This window comes from Streptomyces lanatus, from assembly GCF_014655715.1.
Taxonomy (GTDB): Bacteria; Actinomycetota; Actinomycetes; order Streptomycetales; family Streptomycetaceae; genus Streptomyces; species Streptomyces lanatus.
The window spans coordinates 443,628-464,372 of sequence record NZ_BNBM01000004.1; the positions used below are offsets into that span (position 1 = coordinate 443,628).

At 72.0% G+C, this 20,745-nt stretch carries 17 protein-coding genes; 10 read left to right on the plus strand and 7 right to left on the minus strand.

Features of this window, described 5'->3' with window-relative positions; all coding sequences use genetic code 11:
* From IE325_RS13955 to IE325_RS13965, 3 genes are read left to right on the plus strand one after another with little or no spacing between them, the layout of a single operon-like run.
* On the plus strand, positions 1 to 1,113 hold the full coding sequence (locus IE325_RS13955) for a vWA domain-containing protein (RefSeq protein ID WP_190070154.1): 1,113 nt from the start codon (positions 1 to 3) through the stop codon (positions 1,111 to 1,113).
* Positions 1,106 to 2,206 (plus strand): XdhC family protein, encoded by a 1,101-nt coding sequence (locus IE325_RS13960; protein ID WP_190070155.1) that lies wholly within the window; start codon positions 1,106 to 1,108, stop codon positions 2,204 to 2,206. Before IE325_RS13955 ends, IE325_RS13960 begins: the two co-directional genes overlap by 8 nt.
* 20 nt (positions 2,207 to 2,226) lie before the next feature.
* Positions 2,227 to 2,832, plus strand: coding sequence for an SRPBCC family protein (locus tag IE325_RS13965; protein WP_190070156.1), 606 nt, complete (start codon positions 2,227 to 2,229; stop codon positions 2,830 to 2,832).
* A gap of 167 nt (positions 2,833 to 2,999) precedes the next feature.
* On the opposite strand, the gene IE325_RS13970 is transcribed toward IE325_RS13965, so the two are convergent.
* Positions 3,000 to 3,500, minus strand: a complete 501-nt coding sequence (locus IE325_RS13970) for a metallophosphoesterase family protein (protein ID WP_190070157.1) — start codon at positions 3,498 to 3,500, stop codon at positions 3,000 to 3,002.
* A gap of 137 nt (positions 3,501 to 3,637) precedes the next feature.
* Between IE325_RS13970 and IE325_RS13975 the strand changes: the two genes are divergently transcribed.
* Together IE325_RS13975 and rfbC are read left to right on the plus strand one after the other, a co-directional pair.
* Positions 3,638 to 5,575: a glycosyltransferase family 2 protein gene (locus tag IE325_RS13975; protein WP_190070158.1), complete on the plus strand. Its 1,938-nt coding sequence runs from the start codon at positions 3,638 to 3,640 to the stop codon at positions 5,573 to 5,575.
* Positions 5,576 to 5,579: 4 nt separating this feature from the next.
* Positions 5,580 to 6,182: a dTDP-4-dehydrorhamnose 3,5-epimerase gene (gene rfbC / locus IE325_RS13980; RefSeq protein ID WP_190070159.1), complete on the plus strand. Its 603-nt coding sequence runs from the start codon at positions 5,580 to 5,582 to the stop codon at positions 6,180 to 6,182.
* A 10-nt stretch (positions 6,183 to 6,192) separates the two neighbouring features.
* Here the strand turns inward: rfbC and IE325_RS13985 are convergent, their stop codons facing one another.
* From IE325_RS13985 to IE325_RS14005, 5 genes are all read right to left on the minus strand, one after another.
* On the minus strand, positions 6,193 to 6,996 hold the full coding sequence (locus IE325_RS13985; RefSeq protein ID WP_190070160.1) for a class I SAM-dependent methyltransferase: 804 nt from the start codon (positions 6,994 to 6,996) through the stop codon (positions 6,193 to 6,195).
* Positions 6,983 to 7,852, minus strand: a complete 870-nt coding sequence (gene rfbD, locus IE325_RS13990) for a dTDP-4-dehydrorhamnose reductase (RefSeq protein ID WP_190070161.1) — start codon at positions 7,850 to 7,852, stop codon at positions 6,983 to 6,985. Before rfbD ends, IE325_RS13985 begins: the two co-directional genes overlap by 14 nt.
* Positions 7,849 to 8,823, minus strand: coding sequence for a dTDP-glucose 4,6-dehydratase (gene rfbB / locus IE325_RS13995; protein ID WP_190070162.1), 975 nt, complete (start codon positions 8,821 to 8,823; stop codon positions 7,849 to 7,851). The genes rfbD and rfbB overlap by 4 nt, the downstream gene beginning before the upstream one ends.
* Positions 8,820 to 9,887 carry a glucose-1-phosphate thymidylyltransferase gene (locus IE325_RS14000; protein WP_190070163.1) on the minus strand — a complete coding sequence of 356 codons (1,068 nt, stop codon included), beginning with the start codon at positions 9,885 to 9,887 and terminating at the stop codon, positions 8,820 to 8,822. Before IE325_RS14000 ends, rfbB begins: the two co-directional genes overlap by 4 nt.
* A 96-nt stretch (positions 9,888 to 9,983) precedes the next feature.
* Positions 9,984 to 12,428: a SpoIIE family protein phosphatase gene (locus tag IE325_RS14005; protein WP_190070164.1), complete on the minus strand. Its 2,445-nt coding sequence runs from the start codon at positions 12,426 to 12,428 to the stop codon at positions 9,984 to 9,986.
* A 248-nt stretch (positions 12,429 to 12,676) separates the two neighbouring features.
* Here IE325_RS14005 and IE325_RS14010 point away from each other — a divergent pair, with 248 nt between their 5' ends.
* A complete protein-coding gene (locus tag IE325_RS14010) occupies positions 12,677 to 14,827 on the plus strand; it encodes a SpoIIE family protein phosphatase (protein ID WP_373315162.1) in 2,151 nt (716 codons plus the stop codon).
* A 117-nt stretch (positions 14,828 to 14,944) separates the two neighbouring features.
* On the opposite strand, the gene IE325_RS14015 is transcribed toward IE325_RS14010, so the two are convergent.
* Positions 14,945 to 16,285: a S1 family peptidase gene (locus tag IE325_RS14015; RefSeq protein ID WP_190070165.1), complete on the minus strand. Its 1,341-nt coding sequence runs from the start codon at positions 16,283 to 16,285 to the stop codon at positions 14,945 to 14,947.
* Positions 16,286 to 16,474: 189 nt separating this feature from the next.
* On the opposite strand from IE325_RS14015, the gene IE325_RS14020 reads away from it, so the two are divergent.
* The 4 genes from IE325_RS14020 to IE325_RS14035 all read left to right on the plus strand — a co-directional run bounded on the left by IE325_RS14020 (position 16,475) and on the right by IE325_RS14035 (position 20,745).
* Positions 16,475 to 16,888: a PaaI family thioesterase gene (locus IE325_RS14020; protein WP_190070166.1), complete on the plus strand. Its 414-nt coding sequence runs from the start codon at positions 16,475 to 16,477 to the stop codon at positions 16,886 to 16,888.
* A gap of 475 nt (positions 16,889 to 17,363) precedes the next feature.
* Positions 17,364 to 17,579, plus strand: coding sequence for a hypothetical protein (locus tag IE325_RS14025; protein ID WP_030052098.1), 216 nt, complete (start codon positions 17,364 to 17,366; stop codon positions 17,577 to 17,579).
* 140 nt (positions 17,580 to 17,719) lie between these two features.
* Positions 17,720 to 18,526, plus strand: a complete 807-nt coding sequence (locus IE325_RS14030; RefSeq protein ID WP_190070167.1) for an HlyD family efflux transporter periplasmic adaptor subunit — start codon at positions 17,720 to 17,722, stop codon at positions 18,524 to 18,526.
* The gene (locus IE325_RS14035; RefSeq protein WP_190070168.1) at positions 18,523 to 20,745 is read left to right on the plus strand and encodes an NHLP family bacteriocin export ABC transporter peptidase/permease/ATPase subunit; all 2,223 of its coding nucleotides are present in this window, start codon (positions 18,523 to 18,525) and stop codon (positions 20,743 to 20,745) included. The genes IE325_RS14030 and IE325_RS14035 overlap by 4 nt, the downstream gene beginning before the upstream one ends.

The following is a 20,745-nucleotide window of genomic DNA, read 5'->3' on the forward strand; positions in this document are numbered from 1 at the left end:
ATGCTCGCCGCGGACGCCGCCCTGCTGGGTTTCGCGCGTGCGCTGCGGGCAGCGGGGGTGGACGCGAGTGCGGAACGGGTGCACGCGTTCCTGAACGCGGTGGATGCCCTGGGGCCGGGGATGCGGACGGACGTGTACTGGGCGGGGCGGCTGACGCTGTGCGGGGACCGGGACGACCTGGAGCGTTACGAGCGGGTGTTCGCGGCCTGCTTCGGCGGTGCGCGACGCGCTCGGCGGGCGGTGACCGCCACCCCGGCGCCCCGGCTGCGGCTCGTCGCGCCAGAGGCGGGGACCGGCGGCCGGAGCGAGGGGCCGGACGACGCACCGGCCCCGCCGGTGGCCGCCTTCGCCAGCTCCGCCGAGGTGCTCCGCCACCGCGATGTCTCCGACCTGCGTCCGGCCGAACGCGAGCAGGTACGGCGGCTGCTGGCCGCCTTCGCGTTGCGCGGCGAGACGCGGCGCTCGGCGCGGCGCCGCCCCGACCGGCACGGAGCCGTGGATCCGCATCGCACCGTGCGAGAGCTGCTGCGGCACGGCGGGGAGCCGGCACTGCTGCGGCGGCACGCCCGCACGGAGCGGCCACGACGGGTGGTGATGCTCATCGACGTCAGCGGATCCATGGCACCGTACGCGGACGCCCTGCTGCGCTTCGCGCACGCCGCCGCCCGGGGCAGCCGTACCGAGGTGTTCACGATCGGCACCCGGCTGACCCGGGTCACCCGGGAGATGGCGCACCGCGACCCGGACCTGGCCATGACCGCGGTCGCGGCGGCGGTGCCCGACTGGCGTGGGGGCACCCGGCTGGGCGAACTGCTGCGGGCGTTCCTGGACCGGTGGGGGCAGCGCGGGATGGCGCGCGGTGCGATCGTGGTGGTGTTGTCCGACGGCTGGGAGCGCGGCGATCCGGAGCTGCTGGGCACCCAGATGCGCCGACTGCACCGGCTGGCGCACCGGGTGATCTGGGCGAACCCGCGCAAGGCACGCCCCGGCTACGCGCCCCTCGCGGCCGGGATGGCGGCGGCGCTGCCCAGCGTGGACGCCTTCGTCGAGGGGCACAGCCTGGCCGCGCTGGAGCGGCTGGCGGCGGTGGTGAGAGGAGCGGGCGATGCGTGAGATTCTCCCGGTGCTGGGCGGCTGGTACGCGGCCCGAACGCCCTTCGGACTGGCCACCGTGGTCGCCACCAGCCGCAGCGCCCCGCGCGAACCCGGTGCGGCGATGGCGGTCGGGCCGGGCGACGAGGTCGTGGGCAGTGTGTCCGGGGGCTGTGTGGAGGGTGCCGTATTCGAACTCGCGCAGGAGGTCGTCGCCAGTGGCGAGGCGCGGCTGGAGACGTTCGGGTACAGCGACGAGGACGCGTTCGCGGTCGGGCTGACCTGCGGTGGCGAGATCACCCTGCTGGTGCGGCCCGTGACGGCCGAGGGTGATCCGACGTTCGGTGAGGTCGCCGAGTCGGTCACGGCGGGCCGTCCCGTGACGGTGGCGACGGTGACCGACGGGCCCGCCCCGCTCGGCGCGGCGCTCGCCGTCTGGCCCGACCGGGTCACCGGCACCCTCGGCACCCCCGGCCTCGACGTCGCCGTGACCGCCGACGCGCGCGGCGAGCTCGCCCTCGGTGCCACCGGCCTCCGGCACTACGGCCCGCACGGCGAGCGCCGCGAGGACGCGGTCAGCGTCTTCCTGCACTCCTTCGCGCCCCCGCCCCGCATGCTGGTGTTCGGCGCGATCGACTACGCCGCCGCGGTCGCCCGCATCGGCGACTTCCTCGGCTACCGGGTCACGGTGTGCGACGCCCGCCCGGTCTTCGCCACGCCGAAACGCTTCCCGGCCGGCGTCGAGGTCGTCGTGGACTGGCCGCACCGCTACCTCGGCGGCACCGACACCGACGACCGCACCGTGATCTGCGTGCTCACCCACGACCCGAAGTTCGACGTGCCGCTGCTGGAGGAGGCGCTGCGGTGCCCGGCGGCGTACATCGGGGCGATGGGCAGCCGCCGTACCCATGACGACCGGAGGAAGCGGCTGACCGAAGCGGGGCTCGGCGAGGCCGAGTTGGCGCGGCTGCGCTCACCGGTCGGGCTCGACCTCGGGGCCCGTACGCCCGAGGAGGTCGCCGTGTCCGTCGCCGCCGAGATCGTCGCGCTGCGCTGGGGCGGCACCGGCGCCCCGCTGACGGCGACGGCGGGTGCGATCCATCCATCGTCGTGACGGCCCTGTTGGAGGAAGTCATGGAGCTGCACCACGAGTTCACCGTCCCCGTCCCGGTCGACGACGCCTGGCGCACGCTCCTGGACATCGAGCGTGTCGCGCCGTGCATGCCCGGGGCGAGTGTCGAGGAGTACGACGGGAAGACCGTGACCGGCGCGGTGAAGGTCAAGGTGGGTCCGGTCACCGTGACGTACAAGGGCACCGCGGTCTTCGAGGAGCAGGACGAGACGGCACATCGCATGGTGCTGCTCGCCAGCGGCCGGGAGACGCGCGGGCAGGGCACCGCACGGGCCACGGTGACGGGCACGCTCAGTGAGCGCGCCGGCGGTACGGCCGTGTCGGTGCGCACCGATCTGACGGTGACCGGGCGTCCGGCGCAGTTCGGGCGCGGGGTGCTGGCGGAGGTGGGTGACCGGCTGGTCGGGCAGTTCGCGACGTGTCTTTCGGAGAAGCTGACCGCGAGTACGCCGCCGGTGGCAGGGGAGCAGCCGGACGAGCCGCTGGACCTGTTCCGCACGTCCGGGGCGCCGGTGGCCAAGCGTGCCGCGGCGATGGGGGCGGTGGTGGTGGGAGTGCTGGTGGCCGTGGCACGGGTGCGGCGGAGGCGGCGACATGGACGGAAGTGACCGCCCTCGGGGTGTGTAGGGCGGGCGCGCAGGGGTACGTGCGGCACAAGGAGGCTTCCACGCCTCCAGGAAGAGCCTCTGAGCGGGAAGGAGGTCCATGACAACGCATAAGCAGCGTCCGGGCCGCTTCCCAAGACATGGGGCGGCCCGGTTCGATTCCCCGGCCTTCACCGCTGCGGCAGCCGGTGCAGTTCCACGTCCGTGAGCCGGCCCTGGGCCACGGACGCGGTCATGTAGGTGCAGTGGGGCTGGCGTCGGCGGTCTGTCGGGGAGCCGGGATTCAGCAGCCGTAGCCCCGTCGGGGCGGTGGAGTCCCACGGGATGTGGCTGTGCCCGAACACCAGGACGTCGAGTTCGGGGAAGCGTGCCGCGCAGCGCGCCTCGCGCCCCTGGGCGGGGCCGGTCTCATGGACGACGCCGAAACGCAGGCCTCCCAGCTCGGCGTACGCCACTTCGGGGAGCCTCGCCCGCAGCTCGGGTCCGTCGTTGTTGCCGTGGACGCCGATCAGCCGACGGCAGCGGCCCTCCAGCAGATCGAGCGTGGCCGTGTCGACCCAGTCCCCCGCATGGAGGACGACATCGGCGCCGGGGAGTTCGGCCAGCAGCCGGTCGGGCAGTGCCCTGGCCCGCTTGGGCAGGTGGGTGTCGGACATCAGCAGCAGACGCACGCCGTCAGGCTAACGGCGGGGAAGATCGCTGTCGCTCTGGTTGAGCGGTGGACAAACCCGGTGACAGGGTTAGGATTTGGCCACGAGTGCCGTAATCCGACGTTAACGCACAGCGACCCCTAGGGGGCTGGACCCGAATGCCGGTCAAGGTCAGCGTGGTCGTCCCCGTGTACAACCCCGGGGTCTATGTCGAGGACTGCATCGAGTCGCTGCTGCGGCAGTCACTGCCCCCGGACCAGTACGAAGTGATCTTCGTCGACGACGGCTCCACCGACGACACGCCCGCCCGGCTGGACGAGCTCGCCGCCGCGGAACCCCGGGTGACCGTCGTCCACCAGGAGAACTCCGGCTGGTCGGGGAAGCCCCGCAACGTGGGCATCGAAGCCGCCCGCGGCGAGTACGTGATGTTCGTCGACAACGACGACTACCTCGGCGACGAGGCCCTGGAGCGGATGTACGACTACGGCGTGGCCAACGGCGCCGACGTCGTGGTCGGCAAGATGGCCGGCAAGGGCCGCGGGGTGCCGGTGGAACTGTTCCGCCGCAATCACCCGCGTGCCACTGTCGAGAACGCGCCACTGATCGACAGTCTCACCCCGCACAAGATGTTCCGCCGCGCTTTCCTGGACGCCATCGGCCTGCGCTTCCCCGAGGGCAGGCGGCGCCTGGAGGACCACGTCTTCGTCACGGAGGCGTACCTGCGCGCGGCCAACGTCTCCGTCCTCGGCGACTACGTCTGCTACTACCACGTCCGCCGCGACGACGCCTCGAACGCGGGCTTCCAGCGCTTCGACCCGGGCGGCTACTTCAAGAACCTCCGGGAGGCCCTGGACGTCGTCGAGCGGTACACCGAGCCGGGACCGGTGCGCGACCGGCTCTTCCGGCGCTGGCTGCGGGTGGAGATGGTCGAGCGGATGCGCGCGCGGCGGCTGCTCGCCCTGCCGGCCGACTATCGCCGGGAGCTGTTCGCGGAGATGCACCAGGTCGTCGTGGAGCGCTTCGGGCCCGGCGTCGCGGCGGGGCTCCAGCCGACGCAGCAGGTCGTCGCCGCGCTGATCACCGCCGACCGGTACGACGACGTCGAGGCGTTCGCCGAGTGGGAGGCGGGCATCGCCCTCACGGCCGTGCCGGAGCAGGTGGCCTGGGAGGACGGCACACTGCGGGTCTCCTTCACCGCCGAGTACACCTCCGCCGGTGAGCCGATGACCTTCACCGCGGGGGCTGCACGCACACCGCTCGACGGTCCGCCCGAGAACCTGGCCGCGGCCATCGCCTGGGTGAGCGCCGACACGATGGCCCGCTTCAAGCAGGCCACGGCGGACCTGCTCGTACGCGAGCGCGCCAGCGCGGCCCAGTACTTCCAGCCGGTGCGGTTCACCCGGGAGGAACTGCCGGCCGAGGACGACACCCGGCTCCGCCTCAGGCTCCACGCGACCGCCACCGTCGACCCCGCCACCACCCTCACCCGCGCCGGCGTCTGGGACGCCTTCGTCCGCGTCAAGCTGGGCGGCTGGACCAAGGAGTGCCGCCTGGGCCCGGCCCCCCGAGCGGCCCGCCCCACCCCGCCCGCCGCCCTGGTGGGCGACCACATGGTGCTGCCGTACTGGACCTCGCCGCACGCGCATCTCGCCCTGGACGTCGACCGGGCGACCGGCCGCCTGGGCCTGGGCACGCTCTCCCCGGACGACGTCACGGCCCCGGGCGACCGACTGCTGCTGCCGCTCCCGCTGCACGTCCCCCGCGACGGCGCCAAGGCCGCCCTCCGCCTGACCTCCTCCCGCGCCACCCACGACGTACCCGCCACGCTCTCCCCCCGGGCCTCCGGCGCGCTGCTGGAGGCCGTGCTGCCGCTCGGCGACCTGCGAGGCGCGACCTGGCGGGTGGCACTCGCCGCACCCGGGCCACGCCTCCTCCCCCTGCCGTTCGTCCTGCGCGCCGGTGTGGGCGGGGTGCGGGCCGTCCGCACCCCCGGCCCCAGCGCGCTGGGACGACTGGTCCGCAGGGCCCGACGCAGGCTCGGTACGGCACTGGGCCGCACGGCGACCCGGCTGCGGGCCCGGACCGGGCGGAGGTGACGGGATGCGCTCGCTCGGCATCGAAGGCGCCTGGGCGCTGGAGCCCAAGGTCTTCCCGGACGACCGGGGCAGCTTCCACGAGTGGTTCCGGAGTGCGGAGTTCCGCGAGGCCACCGGCTACGACCTGTCCCTCGCGCAGGCCAACTGCTCGGTCTCCCGCTGGGGCGTAGTGCGCGGCGTCCACTTCTCCGACGTACCGCCCGGCCAGGCCAAATACGTGACCTGTCTGCGCGGCGCCGTCCTGGACGTGGTGGTCGACCTCCGCGTCGGCTCCCCCACCTTCGCCCGCTGGGAGGCCCTGCGCCTGGACGACGACAGCCATCACGCCGTGTTCCTGGCGGAGGGCCTGGGGCATGCCTTCATGGCGCTGACGGACGACGCGACGGTGGCGTACCTGTGCTCGACGGGCTATGCCCCGGAACGCGAGCACGGCGTGAACCCCCTGGACCCGGAGCTGGGCATCGCCTGGCCCGAGCACATCCCGCCGATCCTGTCCCCGAAGGACGCGCAGGCACCGTCCTTGGCGGAGGCGGGACTGGCGGGACTGCTCCCGAGGTACGAGGCCTGCCAGGCGCACTACGGGCAGTTGAGAGACGGGCGGGCCTGACGCCGGGCCGTCAGCGCCCCCCGACGACCTTCTCGACCGACATCCGCAACGGCTCCCATCCCCGCGACCGCCTGATCCCCAGGGTCCGGGCCCGCGAGAGCGACCGCCAGAAGCCCGCGCCCACCAATGCCTCCGGTGCCACCGCTCCCGCCCGGTCCAGAATCGTCTCCGGCACCTTCTGCGGATCCGGCACGTCGTACTCGGCGATGATCTCGTCGTACCGGTCCCGCAGCACGCTGTTGCGCCGGTCGGCGCCGAAGACGACGAGCTGCCCGGTCGGCTGTGTGTCGACGAGAACCGTCACCAGGTCGGGGCGGTAGCGCGCGAGAATCTCGGCGACCTTGTACACGTCCCCGGTCCACGCCCCCGTGTGCCGGTCCCGCGCCGCCTCGTCGACATTGCGCGGCAGCATGTCGTCGAAGACGATGACGCTCGTCCAGTCGGAGTACCGCTCGATGTTCATGAAGTCCCGCAGCGCGTACTCGAACAAGTGCATACCGTCGATGAAGGACAGGTCCACGACCGGCCGCCGCCAGTACCCGAGCGGAGCACGCCCGCGCCGTAGATTCCGCAGCGGATGACGACCGCCCTTGAGATGGACGAACGGATTGTCGCGGGCGAAGAAGTCGTCGCTGGTGGCCTTCACCAGATGGACGTCGCAGCGGATCTCCGTGACCACCTTGAACGCCGGGTCGACGGCGACGGTGGGCACGCGCGAGATCCGGAGGCTGCGGCCGTCGTTGACGCCGATCTCCAGGTAGTTGCGGTTGCCGCTGACCTTGTGCAGTTCCTTGAGGAACTCATGGCGTTTCACGAAGGGTCTCCTTGCGGATGCGGGGCAGTGCTTCGTGCAGGGCGGTGCGCCAGTCCCGCGCCGGGGCGAGGCCGAGCCGCTGCCGACGGCTGTGCGCGAGGACGCTGTACGCGGGACGGGGCGCGGGCCGGGGAAAGGCCTCGCTGGTGACGGGGCGTACCCGGTCGGGGTCGGCGCCGAGGAGCTGGAACACCTCGCGGGCCAGGTCGTACCAGGTGGCCTCGCCGGAGTTGGTGGCGTGCAGGACGCCGGTGACGTCATGGCCGACGTCGGCGATGAGCGCAGCGAGGTCGGCACTCCAAGTGGGCTGACCCCGCTGGTCGTTGACCACGTCGACGGTGTCGAGGCGGGCCTCGAGGTCGATCATCGTGCGGACGAAGCTGCGGCCGTGGACGCCGTACAGCCAGGCGGTGCGGATGATCGCGCTCGCGTCCGGGAGTTCGTCCGACACGCTCTGCTCGCCTGCCAGTTTGGTGCGGCCGTAGGCGGTGCGCGGGGCGAGGGGACCGTCCTCCGCGTAGGGGGTTCGGGCGTCTCCGGCGAAGACGTAGTCCGTGGAGATCTGGATCAGGCGGGCCCCGTGGGCGGCGCAGGCCCTGGCGAGGAGGCGAGGCCCGTCGCCGTTGACGCGCAGGGCCTGTTCCTCGTCCTTCTCGGCGTCGTCGACGGCCGTGTAGGCGGCGCAGTTGACGAGTACGTCGGGGTGGTGGGCGGCGAAGGCGCGCTCGATCGACTCCGGGTCGGTGATGTCGAGCCTGGCGTGGTCGAGGCCGCTGACCGGCTCGCCTCGGGCGCGGAGTTCCTCGACCATGTCGCGGCCGAGCATGCCGCCCGCCCCGGTGATCAGCCACTTCATCCGTGCTCCTCGCCGACGCGCCGTTTGAGGGGTTCCCACCAGTCGCGGTGGTCGCGGTACCAGGCGACGGTGGCGGCGAGGCCGGAGGCGAAGTCATGGCGGGGCCGGTAGCCGAGTTCGGTGCGGGCCTTGGTCCAGTCGACGGAGTAGCGCAGATCGTGGCCCTTGCGGTCCGGCACATGCTCGACCCGGTCCCAGTCGGCGCCGCAGGCGTCCAGCAGCAGCGCGGTGAGGTCCTTGTTGCTCAGCTCGGTGCCGCCGCCGATGTTGTAGATCTCGCCGGGGCGACCCTGGGTGCGGACGAGTTCGATGCCCTGGCAGTGGTCGTCGACGTGCAGCCAGTCGCGGACGTTGAGGCCTTCCCCGTAGAGGGGGACCCGGTGCCCGTCGAGGAGGTTGGTGATGAAGAGCGGCACGACCTTCTCGGGGAACTGGTGCGGGCCGTAGTTGTTGGAGCAGCGGGTGACGCGGACGTCGAGGCCGTGGGTGCGGTGGTAGGCGAGGGCGAGCAGGTCGGAGGACGCCTTGGAGGCGGAGTACGGCGAGCTGGGCCGCAGGAGGTCGCCTTCCGCGGACGAGCCGGTCTCGACGGAGCCGTAGACCTCGTCGGTCGATATGTGCACGAAGGGTTCGACGCGGTAGCGCAGGGCGGCGTCCAGCAGGGTCTGGGTACCGACGACGTTGGTGAGGACGAAGTCACCCGCGCCCTCGATCGAACGGTCGACATGGGACTCGGCGGCGAAGTGCACCACCTGGTCGGCCTCGGCCATCAGCTTGTCGACCAGCTCGGCGTCCCGGATGTCGCCGTGGACGAACTCCAGCCGGGGGTGGTCGAGTTGGAGGTTGGTCAGGGTGCCGGCGTAGGTGAGCTTGTCCAGCACGGTGATGCGGGGCCCGTCGTCGTGGGCCAGCAGTGTGCGGACGTACGTCGAGCCGATGAAGCCGGCGGCGCCGGTGACGAGAAGGTTCATGGGTGGATCTGCACCTTGCTGTGGTCTCCGAGGACGAGGTGGTGGGCGCTGGGGAGGCTGGCCGCGGGGGTGACCTCGACGTGCCGGCCGATGAGCGAGGACTCGATGCGACCGACGCCGTGGATCGTGGAGTCCCGCAGGACGATGGAGAACTCCAGCTCGCTGTCGATGACCCGGCAGTTCTCCGCGATGGAGGTGAAGGGACCGACGTAGGAGTCCTCGACATGGGTGCCCGCGCCGACGACGGCCGGGCCGACGATGCGCGAGTTGACGACGCGCGCCCCCTCCTCGACAACGACGCGCCCGACGGTCTCCGACGCCTCGTCGACGTCGCCGTCGATGCGGCGGGTGAGGCCCTCCAGGACGGTGCGGTTCACCTCCAGCATGTCGGCGACGTTCCCGGTGTCCTTCCAGTAGCCCTTGATGACGGTGCAGCGCACATCGGCGCGGCAGTCGATGAGGTGCTGGATGGCGTGGGTGATCTCCAGCTCGCCCCGCCAGGACGGGGTGATGGCGCGGACCGCGTCATGGATCAACGGCGTGAAGAGATAGACGCCGACCAGCGCGAGATCGCTCTTGGGGTGCTCCGGCTTCTCCTCCAGACCGATGACCTGGCCGGTGTCGTCGAGTTCGGCGACCCCGAAGGCACGCGCGTCCTGAACCTGGGTCAGCAGGATCTGCGCGTCGGGGCGGTCGCGGCGGAACTCGTCGACGAGGTCGGCGATGCCGCCGACGATGAAGTTGTCGCCGAGGTACATCACGAAGTCGTCGTCGCCCAGATAGTCCCGGGCGATGAGCACGGCGTGCGCCAGCCCCAGGGGCCGCTCCTGCGGGATGTAGGTGATCTCCAGGCCGAACTTGGAGCCGTCGCCGACGGCGTCCTGGATCTCCGTGGCGGTGTCGCCGACGATCACTCCGACGTCGGTGATGCCAGCGGCGGCGATGGATTCGAGCCCATAGAAGAGCACGGCCTTGTTGGCCACCGGCACGAGTTGTTTGGCCGAAGTGTGCGTGATCGGCCTCAGGCGCGTACCGGCGCCACCGGACAGCACGAGAGCCTTCATCTGCTTCACCTTAGCCGCGATTCGGCCATTTTGACGGTACGAGGCATTGGCCTGTTCGCCATCACCATGCCGTCGGCCGTTCACCGGAGCTGGCCCTCACGCCCCCAGGGCGATCTCGCTCCACACCTGTTTTCCGCCACTGACGGGCACCGTCCCCCACGCCACCGACATGGCCTCGACCAGCAGGATTCCGCGCCCGCCCGTGGCCTCCCAGCTGATGCTGGTGGGTTTGACCGGGCTGCGGGGCGAGGCATCGGCGACCGCGACACGCAGCCGGTGATTCACCAGGGTCAGATCGAGGCGGACACGGCCATCCGTGTGCACGAGGGCATTGGTGACCAGTTCGGAGACGACGAGCAGGACGGTGTCGGTGTCCTGCGGCGCGAGGGCCCAGGCGCGCAGGGTGCGGCGGGTGAAGCGGCGGGCGTGGCCCACGGCTTCCGGGACGCGCCAGACCGTCCAGCTCTCACGCAGGGGCCGTACGGCCATGCCGTCGTAGCGCAGCAGGAGCAGGGCTATGTCGTCGCTGCGGCGCGCGCCCACGAGCAGGGCGTCGGCGACGAGGCCGAGGTGGGCGGGGTCGGATTGGGCGAGTTGGTGGGCGAACCGGTCCATGCCGGTGTCGATGTCGTCCTCGGCGGACTCGACAAGGCCGTCGGTGGTCAGGGCGAGGACGGTGCCGGGCGCGAGCCTGAGCGGGCTCATCGGGAAGTCGGCCTGCCGCAGCACGCCGAGCGGCGGGCCACCGCCCTCGGTCTCGGTGATCTCCGTCCGGCCGTCCGGGTGGCGCAGCACCGGCGGGATGTGCCCGGCGCGCACGTACCAGGCGGAGCCTTCCTCCAGGTCGACGTCGACGTAGCAGCAGGTGGCGAAGAGGTCGGTCTCCATCTCCATGAGGAGGCGGTTGGCGTGGTGGACCACCACGTCCGGGGGGTGTCCCTCGGCGGCGTAGGCGCGCAGGGCGGTGCGCATCTGGCCCATGAGGGTGGCGGCGGCCGCGCTGTGGCCCTGGACGTCGCCGATGACGAGGGCGACGTGGTTGTCGGGCAGCGGGATGACGTCGTACCAGTCGCCGCCGACCTCGAGCCCTGCCGTGGTCGGCAGATAGCGGGCGACGGCCTTCGCGCCGGGCAGCCGGGGCAGTCGGCGCGGCAGCAGCTGGCGCTGGAGCATGCCGACGAGTTCGTGCTCGGCGTCGAAGGCGTGGGCGCGCAGCAGGGCCTGTCCGGCGAGGCCCGCGGAGGCGGTGAGCAGGGCGCGCTCGTCGGCGCCGAACTCGTGCGGGGTGTCCCAGCCGATGAGGCAGGCCCCGGCCATGCGGCCTCCGGCGGGCAGCGGCAGGACGGCGAGGCCGCCGGGGCCGACGTCGGCGAGGGCGGGTTCCAGCGGGGTGCCGGCGGGCCAGATCCGGGCGCGGCCCTCGCGCAGCGCCGCGGCGAGGGTGGGCATGGCGCGCACCGGCGCGTCGGGCCATTCGGTACGCCACTCCAGGCGCCACAGCTCCGGCCAGGACTCGGGTTCGGGCGGGTCGAGGACGGTGACGACGAGCCGGTCGTGCTCCAGCTCGGCCAGCGCTATGCGGTCGGCGCGCAGCGGCTTGCGCAGGGCGGTGACGACGGCGTGGCTGACGTCGCGGACGGTGCCGGCGGTGGCGAGGGCGGCGGCGAGGCGCTGGACGCGGGCCACGTCGGTGACCTCGGCGCGCAGGGTGGAGGCGTCGGCGACGGTGCCGACGAGACGGGCCGGACGGCCCTCGCCGCCGGGCAGGAGGCGGCCGCGCAGCCTGAGCCACCTCGGTGAGCCGGCCGGCTGCAGGACCCGGAACTCCAGCTCGCGGTCGCCGATGGACATGTGGTCGGCCTCGACGACGGACATCAGTGACGGCAGGTCCTCGGGGACGGTCAGGCCCAGCAGGGTCTCGACCCTGCCGTCGAAGTCGTCGGGGCCGAGACCGAAGAGGTCCAGGATGGTGTCGCCGACGTCGACGCGGCCGGTGTCCATGGCGAGGCTGAAGGCGTTGACCGGCAGCTCGCCCGGCTCGGGGGCCGCGGGCGGGGCGGGCCTGGGAACGGCCCCGGCGATCAGCTCCAGGCAGGCGCGGTCCTCGGCGTCGAATCCGCCGGGGCGCTCGCTCACGGCTATCAGGCAGCCGTGGGCGGGGAGGACGGCGAGGGTGAAGTCACGGGCCGGTGCCCGCCGTACCTCGGCGGAGTCGGCGAGTTCCTCCGGGCCGAGCCACACGGGGTGTCCGGTGCGGTGGGCGTCGGCGATCGGGGACCGGCCGTTCAGGGGGTAGCCGTCGCGCAGGCCGTACAGGGTGCGGGGTACACCGGCGGACTCGACGAGGCAGAGCAGCTCGCCGTCCTCGCTCGGTGTGTACACGGCCGCGAGGGACGCCCCGGCGAAGACGAGCGCCTGCTCCAGGACGCGCCGCAGCCGCTCGGGCGGGTCCGTGTCGACGGAAAGCGCCTTCAGGGCCTCCTCGGCACGCAGTCCTCCCGCCCTGCGTCCTGCGGTGCCCTCTCTGACCACGTCCGCCATTACAGCGCTTATGAGCCACCTGCGCAGCCCCTGTGAACGTTCCGCGCGGCCGGAGATGCGGGCGATGCTCGAAAGGCGCCGAACATGGCGTGACGCATGGGCTGCGCACGCCGCGGCCACGGGAGTCGGGACGGCTGTCGCGGGACTTCGAGGGGCCGTACGTCCTCGCCGGTCCGCTCGCCGTGCGCGGTGCGCTCGGAGGAGGGAGATTTGTGCCCTGGGACCCGTCGCGCGGCTCCGCGAAGGAGGTGGTCGGCGTGTCCGACGGACAGATGTCCGCCCAGGCGCCGGTGGCCGCGAGGACGCGGGTCGGCCGACCGCTGCTGTCACTGGCGCTGGCCTCGATGATGGAGCAGGTGCACGCGCACTCCGGTGGCGTGTATCTGCTGGCGGCGGACGAACCCGTGCTGGAGATGGCGGTCATGGCAGGGCTGCCCAGGGCGTTCGCGGCGCCGTGGGAGCGGGTCGGGCTGAGCGCGCCGATCCCGGTCGCGGACGCGGTGCGCGACCGGCGGTTGGTGTGGGTGGGCGGCGAGGAGGACATGGCGGCCCGGTATCCGCGGATCGCGGTCGTGCTGCCGTATCCCTTCGCGCTGGCCGCGCTGCCCGTGGCCACCGAGACCCGGGCGTACGGCGCGATCTTCGTGACCTGGCCCGGTTCGCATCCGCCCGAGCTGTCGGCCCGGGACCGGGACCATCTGAGCGCCGCCTGCCGGCGGCTCGCGGTGCGGCTGGAGCGGGCCATCGAGGCGAGCCGCCCGCCGCTGCCGGAGCCCGATCTGGTGGCGGCCCCGGCGTTCGGCGGCACGGCCGGTCTGTTCGGCACGGTGGAGGCGGCGCGCATGGTGCAGCGGCTGCCGTACGGGCTGTGCTCGCTCGATCTGCACGGGCGGGTCGGTTTCGCCAACCCGGCGGCGGCCGAGCTGCTCGGGCTCCCCGTCAGCGCACTGCTCGGCAACCAGCTGTGGGCGGCGGTGCCCTGGCTGAACGATCCCGTCTACGAGGACCGCTACCGGGCCGCGCTGTTCAGTCAGCAGACCACGTCGTTCGTGGCGCTGCGCCCGCCCGGGGAGTGGCTGTCGTTCCGTATGTATCCGAGCACGACCGGGCTGAGCGTGCGGATCAGCCGGGCACGGGCGGTGGCGGAGATGGCCCGCCGTGGGCCGCAGCCCGGTGACGCGCCGTCGCGGCTGGTGACCATCTCGCAGGTGCTGAGCCTGGCCGGTGCGCTGACCGAGGCGGCGAGTGTGCAGGACGTGGTGCAGCTGGTCGCCGACGAGATCGTCCCCGCGGTCGGCAGTCAGGCACTGCTCGTCCTGGGGTCGCGGGCGGGCCGGCTGCATGTGCTGGGCCACCGCGGCCATGCCGACCCGCATGTCGTGGAGCGGTTCGACGGACTGCCGCTGGCGGAGCGGACGCCGGGCACGCACGCGCTGAGCACCGGCGTGCCCGCGTTCTTCGACTCCCGGCAGGAGCTGGAGCGGTTGTATCCGTCGCGGTACGCGGCCCCCGACGGGTTCGCGGCGTGGGCGTTCCTGCCGCTCATCGCCTCCGGCCGCCCGGTCGGCACCTGTGTGCTCGCCTACTCCGAGCCGCGTTCCTTCCCGGCGGACGAACGCGCGGTCCTGACCAGTCTGGGCGGGCTCATCGCGCAGGCCCTGGAGCGCGCCCAGCTCTACGACGCCAAGCACCAGTTGGCGCACGGACTGCAGGCCGCGCTGCTCCCCCACACGCTGCCGACACTGCCCGGTATCGAGGCGGCGGCACGCTATCTGCCGGCCACGCAGGGCATGGAGATCGGCGGTGACTTCTACGACCTGGTGCCGACGGAGCCGGGTCCGACGGCGGCGGTGATCGGGGACGTACAGGGCCACAACGTGACGGCGGCCGGGCTGATGGGCCAGCTCCGCACGGCGGTACGGGCGTACACGACCGAGGGGCACTCTCCCGAGGAGGTCATGCGCAGCACCAACCGGCTGCTGATCGACCTCGGTTCCGATCTGTTCGCCAGCTGTCTGTATCTGTGCCTCGATCCGGAGCGGGGGCGGGCGGTGATGGCCCGTGCCGGGCATCCGCCGCCGCTGCTGAGGCGGCCGGACGGGCGGGTGCGGGTGCTCGATCTCGCCGGTGGCCCGCTGCTGGGCATCGACGGTTCGCCCACCTATCCGACGGCGGAGGTGGACCTCACGCCGGGGTGTGTGCTGGTGCTGTACACGGACGGGCTGATCGAGTCCCCGGGGGTGGACATCGAGGACGCGCTCGCGGACCTCGGCCGGGTGCTGGCGGAGGCCGGGGACCGTCCGCTGGAGGAGCTCGCCGATCTGCTGGTGCGGCACGGCGCGTCGGTGCGGGAGCGGATCGACGATGTCGCGCTGCTGCTGTTGCGTGCACGGGGCTGAGGGGCACGCCCGCAAGACGGAGCGGTCCGGCCCTCCCGCCGGAGGGCCGGACCACGTGTGTCCGCGTCACTCGGGATGTGCCCGGATCACTGGGATCCGTGTGCCGGTGTCAGGGCGTCAGTTGCCGACGCCGTTGCCGACGATCTCGCCGAGGCCGTTGCCGGTGCCGTCGGCGTTGCCGTTGCCGGCCTCTTCACCGGCACCGGCCTCCTGACCGGCTCCGGCCTCTTCACCGGCGCCCGCTTCCTCACCGGCGTCGCCGGCACCCGCGTCGTCACCGGCACCCGCACCGGCGTCGTCGCCCGCACCGGCGTCGTCACCGGCGCCCGCGCCGCCGCCCGCGGCGTCGCCGAGGGTCGCGCCGACCGCCGCCAGGGCGGTGGTCACCGGCTGGAAGAAGGTCTCGCCGCCGACCGTGCAGTCACCGCTGCCGCCGGAGGTCAGGCCGATGGCCTGCCCGTCCTGGGTGAACAGGGAGCCGCCGCTGTCGCCGGGCTCGGCGCAGACGTCGGTCTGGATGAGCCCGGTGACCGTGCCCTCCGGGTAGTTCACGGTGGCGTCGAGCCCGAGCACCTGGCCGTCGGCGAGCCCGGTGGTGCTACCCATCCGGAAGACCTGGAGGCCGACCTCGGCGTCCGCGGCCTGGTTGATGGCGACGGTCTGGTCGCCGAGGTTGACCTCGCTCGGGGCCTCGGTCGCCGCGTCGTCGTACTTGACGAGGGCGAAGTCACCGTCACCGGGGAACGTGGCCTGGTCGACGGTGGCGATCGGCTGCCCGCCCTCGGCGTCCGACCACTGCTCGGCCGCGACTCCGCAGTGCCCGGCGGTCAGGAAGGCGGGGCTGCCGTCGCCCGCGGTGACGTTGAAGCCCGCGGAGCAGCGTGCGCCGCCGGCGAAGATGGCGTCGCCGCCGGAGAGGAACGTCTTGAAGGTGCCGGCCGACTTCTTGATGGTCGCCATGCCCGTACCGAGGCTGTCGACGGTCGACTCCAGCTGGTCCCAGTTGTCGCCGGTGACGGTGGAGTCGGCGGTGACGAGGATCTTGTTCGTTCTGGGGTCGACCGCCCAGGACGTGCCGGGGATGGTCGCCTCGGACTTCAGGGTCTGCGCGCCGGACGCCAGCTCGGACAGGCTGTTCTCGACCTCGCGGACCTTCGCGCCGGCCTTCTTCGCCTGGACGACCACGTTGTTGTTGTCGCCGGGGATGACATTGACGACGAGCTGCTTGCTGTCGGCGTCGTAGTACGAACCGGCGAAGGCGTCGCCGAGCAGTCCCGAGAGCTGCGAGGCGAGATCCGACGCGTCCGCCGCCTTCAGGGTCTTGGCGGTCGTGGCGTCGTCCGCCGCGCCGTCCTGTGAGGCGTTGGCGTTGGGCAGCAGGATCGCGGCCGCTCCGAGCGCCACCACGCTGCCCGCGGCTATCGCGGCCTTGCGCTTCGGAATTCGCTTGTGACTCAAACTTCTCGACCTCCTGGGGGGACGGGGTCTGTGCCGCCGTCTCAGCGGCAGCTGTTCGGGGCGCCTGGTTGGCAGTTGGTACGCACGGGCCGGGTGGGGCGTTCAATTCCGTTTACGCGCAACCGACTCGGCACACCGAATCGGCCAGGGACCTCGTCCGGCGGGCCCGCGCCGGGAACAATCCCCCATATGACGATGACGACCGCCGAAGCCGACAAGATCCTCTCCGCCAACTTCGCGCCCTGGGTCCTCGCCCTGGGCCTGTCCGTCGAGGCGGTGGACGAGCATCGCGCCGTTCTGCGAATGCCCTGGTCGGAAGCGCTGGCACGGGAGGGCGGCGCACTGTCGGGGCAGGCACTGATGGCCGCCGCCGACACCGCCACCGTGATCGCCGTGTCGGCGGCGCGCGGGGCGTACGGGCCGATGACGACGGTCCAGCAGTCGACCTCGTTCCAGCGCGCGGTGATCGGCTCGGATGTCCTGATCGAGGCGGTCGTGACCAAGCTGGGCCGCCGTATGGCGTTCGCCGATATCGCGATGACGGACGAGAGTTCGTCGGAGATCGCCGCCCGCGCGAGCACGGTGTACGCACTGCTGGGCTGACACGGTCCGCCACCGATCAGTAACGGTCGGTCGAGAACATGTACCGGAATCCAAGCTTCAACGAATCCGCACATTCAATACTCAACGAAGTCACCGGGACCCCGGGTTCTGCACAAGCCCCTACCGCCGGTTACGCCATTGGGCCGGGAGTGTCGGATTCGCCACCACTACGCCCCGAGCACTCCCGGACGGATGCAACAGCCCGTCCGAGCCGATGCTGTGACGCATGTGAAGAAGTCGCCGACGAGACGTGCGCATGTCTGCACGGATGGAGACCGCTGAGGCCAAAGTGCCCTGGTGAGACGGATGTTTGATTGGAAGCCCGCACCCGCAGCGTGCTTTGATCCATCGCACCGCGGGGACCACGAACGGTTCCCGGAAACGGGCGCCGGACGCCCGCGGTCGCGGCCGTCATCTGTCCCCAGAGGGGGCCGCTCCCCCTTGTGAAATACCCATTAGGAAGGGAAGTTCCATCATGAACTCCACCCCCCAGGTTGCGACCGTCGAGATCTCCGACGCCGAGCTCGACAACGTCTCCGGCGGCCTGCAGGTCAACGCCGTGAACGGTGCCCTCGACGCTGTCAACGGCATCGCCCCGGTCTCCGGCCTGGTCGACACGGTCGTCGGCACCGTGGAGGGTGTCACCGGCCTGAACACCGCCCCGGTCTCCGGCCTGGTCGCCGGTCTCTGATCGCACCTTTTGCAACCGCTGAGTCCCGGAGCCATTCCCCGGCTCCGGGGCTCTTCGGGTGCCGTGACACAGACCGGCACCGCTCCGCAGCACGACCGGCCCCCGCGCGCCGGTCCTCCGTCATCCTCAGGTGAGGTTCCGTGCAGTTCCGCCAACAGGCCCTCGCCAAGCTCCAGTCACCGGAGGAGCTCGACCTTCCGGTGCGCTTCGCCCGCCCGCAGGGCTGGCTGGTCCTCTCCGTGACCGTGGTCGTCATGGCCGCCGCGTCCGTATGGGCGGTGACCGGATCGGTCGCCTCCACGGTCAGCTCGCCCGCCATCCTCACCCACGGCCAGGGCAGCTACATCCTCCAGAGCCCGGTCGCCGGCCAGGTCACCGCGGTCCTCGCCGAGCAGGGCGCACGGCTCCCGGCCAATTCCCCGGTGCTGAAGGTCCGTACCGCCGAGGGCGAGAAGGTCGTACGCACGGTCGCCGCGGGCCGGGTCACCGGGCTCGCCGCCACCATCGGGCAGATCATCTCCACCGGCGCGAACGTCGCCGCCATCGAGAAGGTCGCCCACTCCGAGGACCCGCTGTACGCGACGGTGTACGTCCCCGCCGAGAACGCCGCGTCCATCCCCGACAAGGCGGCCGTGGACCTCACCGTCTCCTCCGTGCCCACACAGGAGTACGGCGTGCTGCGCGGCCATGTGAAGTCGGTGGACCGCTCCGCGCAGTCGGCGCAGCAGATCGCCGCGTTCCTCGGGGACACTCAGCTGGGCGAGCAGTTCACCAAGGACGGCCGGCCGGTCGCCGTACTGGTGAAGCTGGACAAGAAGTCGAGCACGAAGAGCGGCTACAAGTGGTCGTCCGCGGACGGACCGCCCTTCGACCTCACCTCCATGACCCTGGCCTCTGGCTCGATCCGCCTGGCCGACGAGCGTCCCGTCGATTGGCTGCTGCCGTGAGCCCCGCACAGGAGACGCGGAGCAGGCGCCGCGCCGCCCCGCCGAAGCGCCCGGTCCCCAAGGGGAAGTCGAAGACGGTCCGCACCCCCACCGTCCTGCAGATGGAGGCCGTGGAGTGCGGCGCCGCCTCCCTCGCGATGGTGCTCGGCCACTACGGCCGCCATGTCCCGCTGGAGGAACTGCGCATCGCGTGCGGTGTCTCCCGTGACGGCTCGCGCGCCAGCAATCTGCTCAAGGCCGCCCGCAGCTACGGTCTGACGGCCAAGGGCATGCAGATGGACACGGCCGCCCTCGCCGAGGTCAAGACGCCGGCCGTCCTGTTCTGGGAGTTCAACCACTACGTCGTCTACGACGGCATGGGCCGCCGCTTCGGCCGCCGCGGCGTCTACATCAACGACCCCGCCAAGGGCCGCCGCTTCGTGCCTATGGAGGACTTCGACGGCAGCTTCACCGGCGTCGTCCTGGTGATGGAGCCCGGCGAGGACTTCACCAAGGGCGGCCGCAAGCCGGGCGTGCTCGGCGCGATGCCGGCCCGGCTGCGCGGCACCGCCGGCACGATGCCCGCCGCCGTCCTGGCAAGCCTGCTCCTGGTGGTGGTCGGCGCGGCGGTGCCCGCGCTCAGCCGCACGTACATCGACATGTTCCTCATCGGCGGCCAGACCTCGCTGCTGGGCGTGCTGTTCGCGTCGATGGGGACCTGCGTCGCGCTGTCGCTGGTGCTGACCTGGCTGCAGCAGGCGAACCTGCTGCGCGGCCGCATCATCTCCTCGACCCTGTCGAGCGCGAAGTTCCTGCGCCATCTGCTGCGGCTGCCGGTGACGTTCTTCTCCCAGCGCAGCCCGGCCGACCTGGTGCAGCGCCTCCAGTCGAACGACGCCGTCGCCGAGACCCTGGCCCGCGACCTCGCGGCGGCGGGCGTGGACGCGGTGGTCGTCATCCTCTACGCGCTCCTCCTCTACACCTACGACCCGCAGCTCACGTTCGTCGGCATAGGCGTCGCGCTCCTCAACGTGGTCGCCATGCGCGTCGTCATCCGCCTGCGCGCCACCCGCACCGCCAAGCTCCGCGCGGACAGCGCCCGCCTCACCAACACCGCCTACACCGGTCTCCAGCTGATCGAGACGATGAAGGCGACCGGCGGCGAGGACGGCTACTTCCGCAAGTGGGCAGGCCAGCACGCCACCACGCTGGAGGAACAGCAGCGCCTCGGCGTCCCGAGCGCCTGGCTCGGCGTGGTCGCCCCCACCCTCGCCACGCTGAACAGCGCCCTCATCCTCTGGATAGGCGGCATGCGCGCGGTCGAGGGCGGTATATCCGTCGGTCTGCTGGTCGCCTTCCAGGCCCTGGTCACCCGCTTCACCGCCCCGATCACCCGCCTCAACGGCGTCGCGGGCCGCATCCAGGACTTCGCCGCCGACGTGGCCCGTCTGAAGGACGTCGAGAACTTCGAGGCGGACCCGCTCTACGGCCGCCCCGGCACCGGCGAGTCCACCCGCCGCCTCCACGGCCACGTCGAGCTGCAGAACATCACCTTCGGCTACAGCCCCCTCGACAAGCCCCTGCTGACGGGCTTCGACCTCACCGTGGGCCCCGGCCAGCAGGTCGCCCTGGTCGGCGGCTCCGGCAGCGGCAAGTCCACCGTCTCCCGGCTGATCTCGGGCCTGTACGCCCCCTGGGAGGGCGTCATCCGCATCGACGACCAGCGCATCGACGACATCCCGCGCGGCGCCCTCGCCGCCTCCGTCTCCTTCGTCGACCAGGAGGTCTTCCTCTTCGAGGGCACCGTCCGCGACAACGTGGCGCTGTGGGACCCGTCGATCCCCGACGACGCGGTGGTGGACGCGCTGCGCGACGCCGCGCTGTACGACGTGGTGATGCGCCGCCCCGGCGGCATCCAGAGCAAGGTCGAGCAGGACGGCCGCAACTTCTCCGGCGGGCAGCGCCAGCGCCTGGAGATCGCACGGGCACTGGTGCGCCGCCCCAGCATCCTCGTCCTCGACGAGGTGACGAGCGCGCTGGACGCGGAGACCGAACTGGTCGTGATGGACAACCTGCGCAAGCGAGGCTGCGCCTGTGTGGTGATCGCGCACCGGCTGAGCACCGTGCGCGACAGCGACGAGATCGTCGTACTGGAGCACGGCACGATCGTCGAACGCGGGCGGCACGAGGAGCTGGTGGCGCGCGGCGGCGCGTACGCGGCTCTGGTCAGGGAGCGATGA

Coding starts and splice junctions, on each gene's coding strand:
- IE325_RS13955 (WP_190070154.1), top strand. CDS start 1: ATGCTCGCCGCGGACGCCGCCCTGCTGGGTTTCGCGCGTGCGCTGCGG.
- IE325_RS13960 (WP_190070155.1), top strand. CDS start 1,106: ATGCGTGAGATTCTCCCGGTGCTGGGCGGCTGGTACGCGGCCCGAACG.
- IE325_RS13965 (WP_190070156.1), top strand. CDS start 2,227: ATGGAGCTGCACCACGAGTTCACCGTCCCCGTCCCGGTCGACGACGCC.
- IE325_RS13975 (WP_190070158.1), top strand. CDS start 3,638: ATGCCGGTCAAGGTCAGCGTGGTCGTCCCCGTGTACAACCCCGGGGTC.
- rfbC (WP_190070159.1), top strand. CDS start 5,580: ATGCGCTCGCTCGGCATCGAAGGCGCCTGGGCGCTGGAGCCCAAGGTC.
- rfbD (WP_190070161.1), bottom strand. CDS start 7,852: ATGAAGTGGCTGATCACCGGGGCGGGCGGCATGCTCGGCCGCGACATG.
- rfbB (WP_190070162.1), bottom strand. CDS start 8,823: ATGAACCTTCTCGTCACCGGCGCCGCCGGCTTCATCGGCTCGACGTAC.
- IE325_RS14000 (WP_190070163.1), bottom strand. CDS start 9,887: ATGAAGGCTCTCGTGCTGTCCGGTGGCGCCGGTACGCGCCTGAGGCCG.
- IE325_RS14005 (WP_190070164.1), bottom strand. CDS start 12,428: ATGGCGGACGTGGTCAGAGAGGGCACCGCAGGACGCAGGGCGGGAGGA.
- IE325_RS14020 (WP_190070166.1), top strand. CDS start 16,475: ATGACGATGACGACCGCCGAAGCCGACAAGATCCTCTCCGCCAACTTC.
- IE325_RS14025 (WP_030052098.1), top strand. CDS start 17,364: ATGAACTCCACCCCCCAGGTTGCGACCGTCGAGATCTCCGACGCCGAG.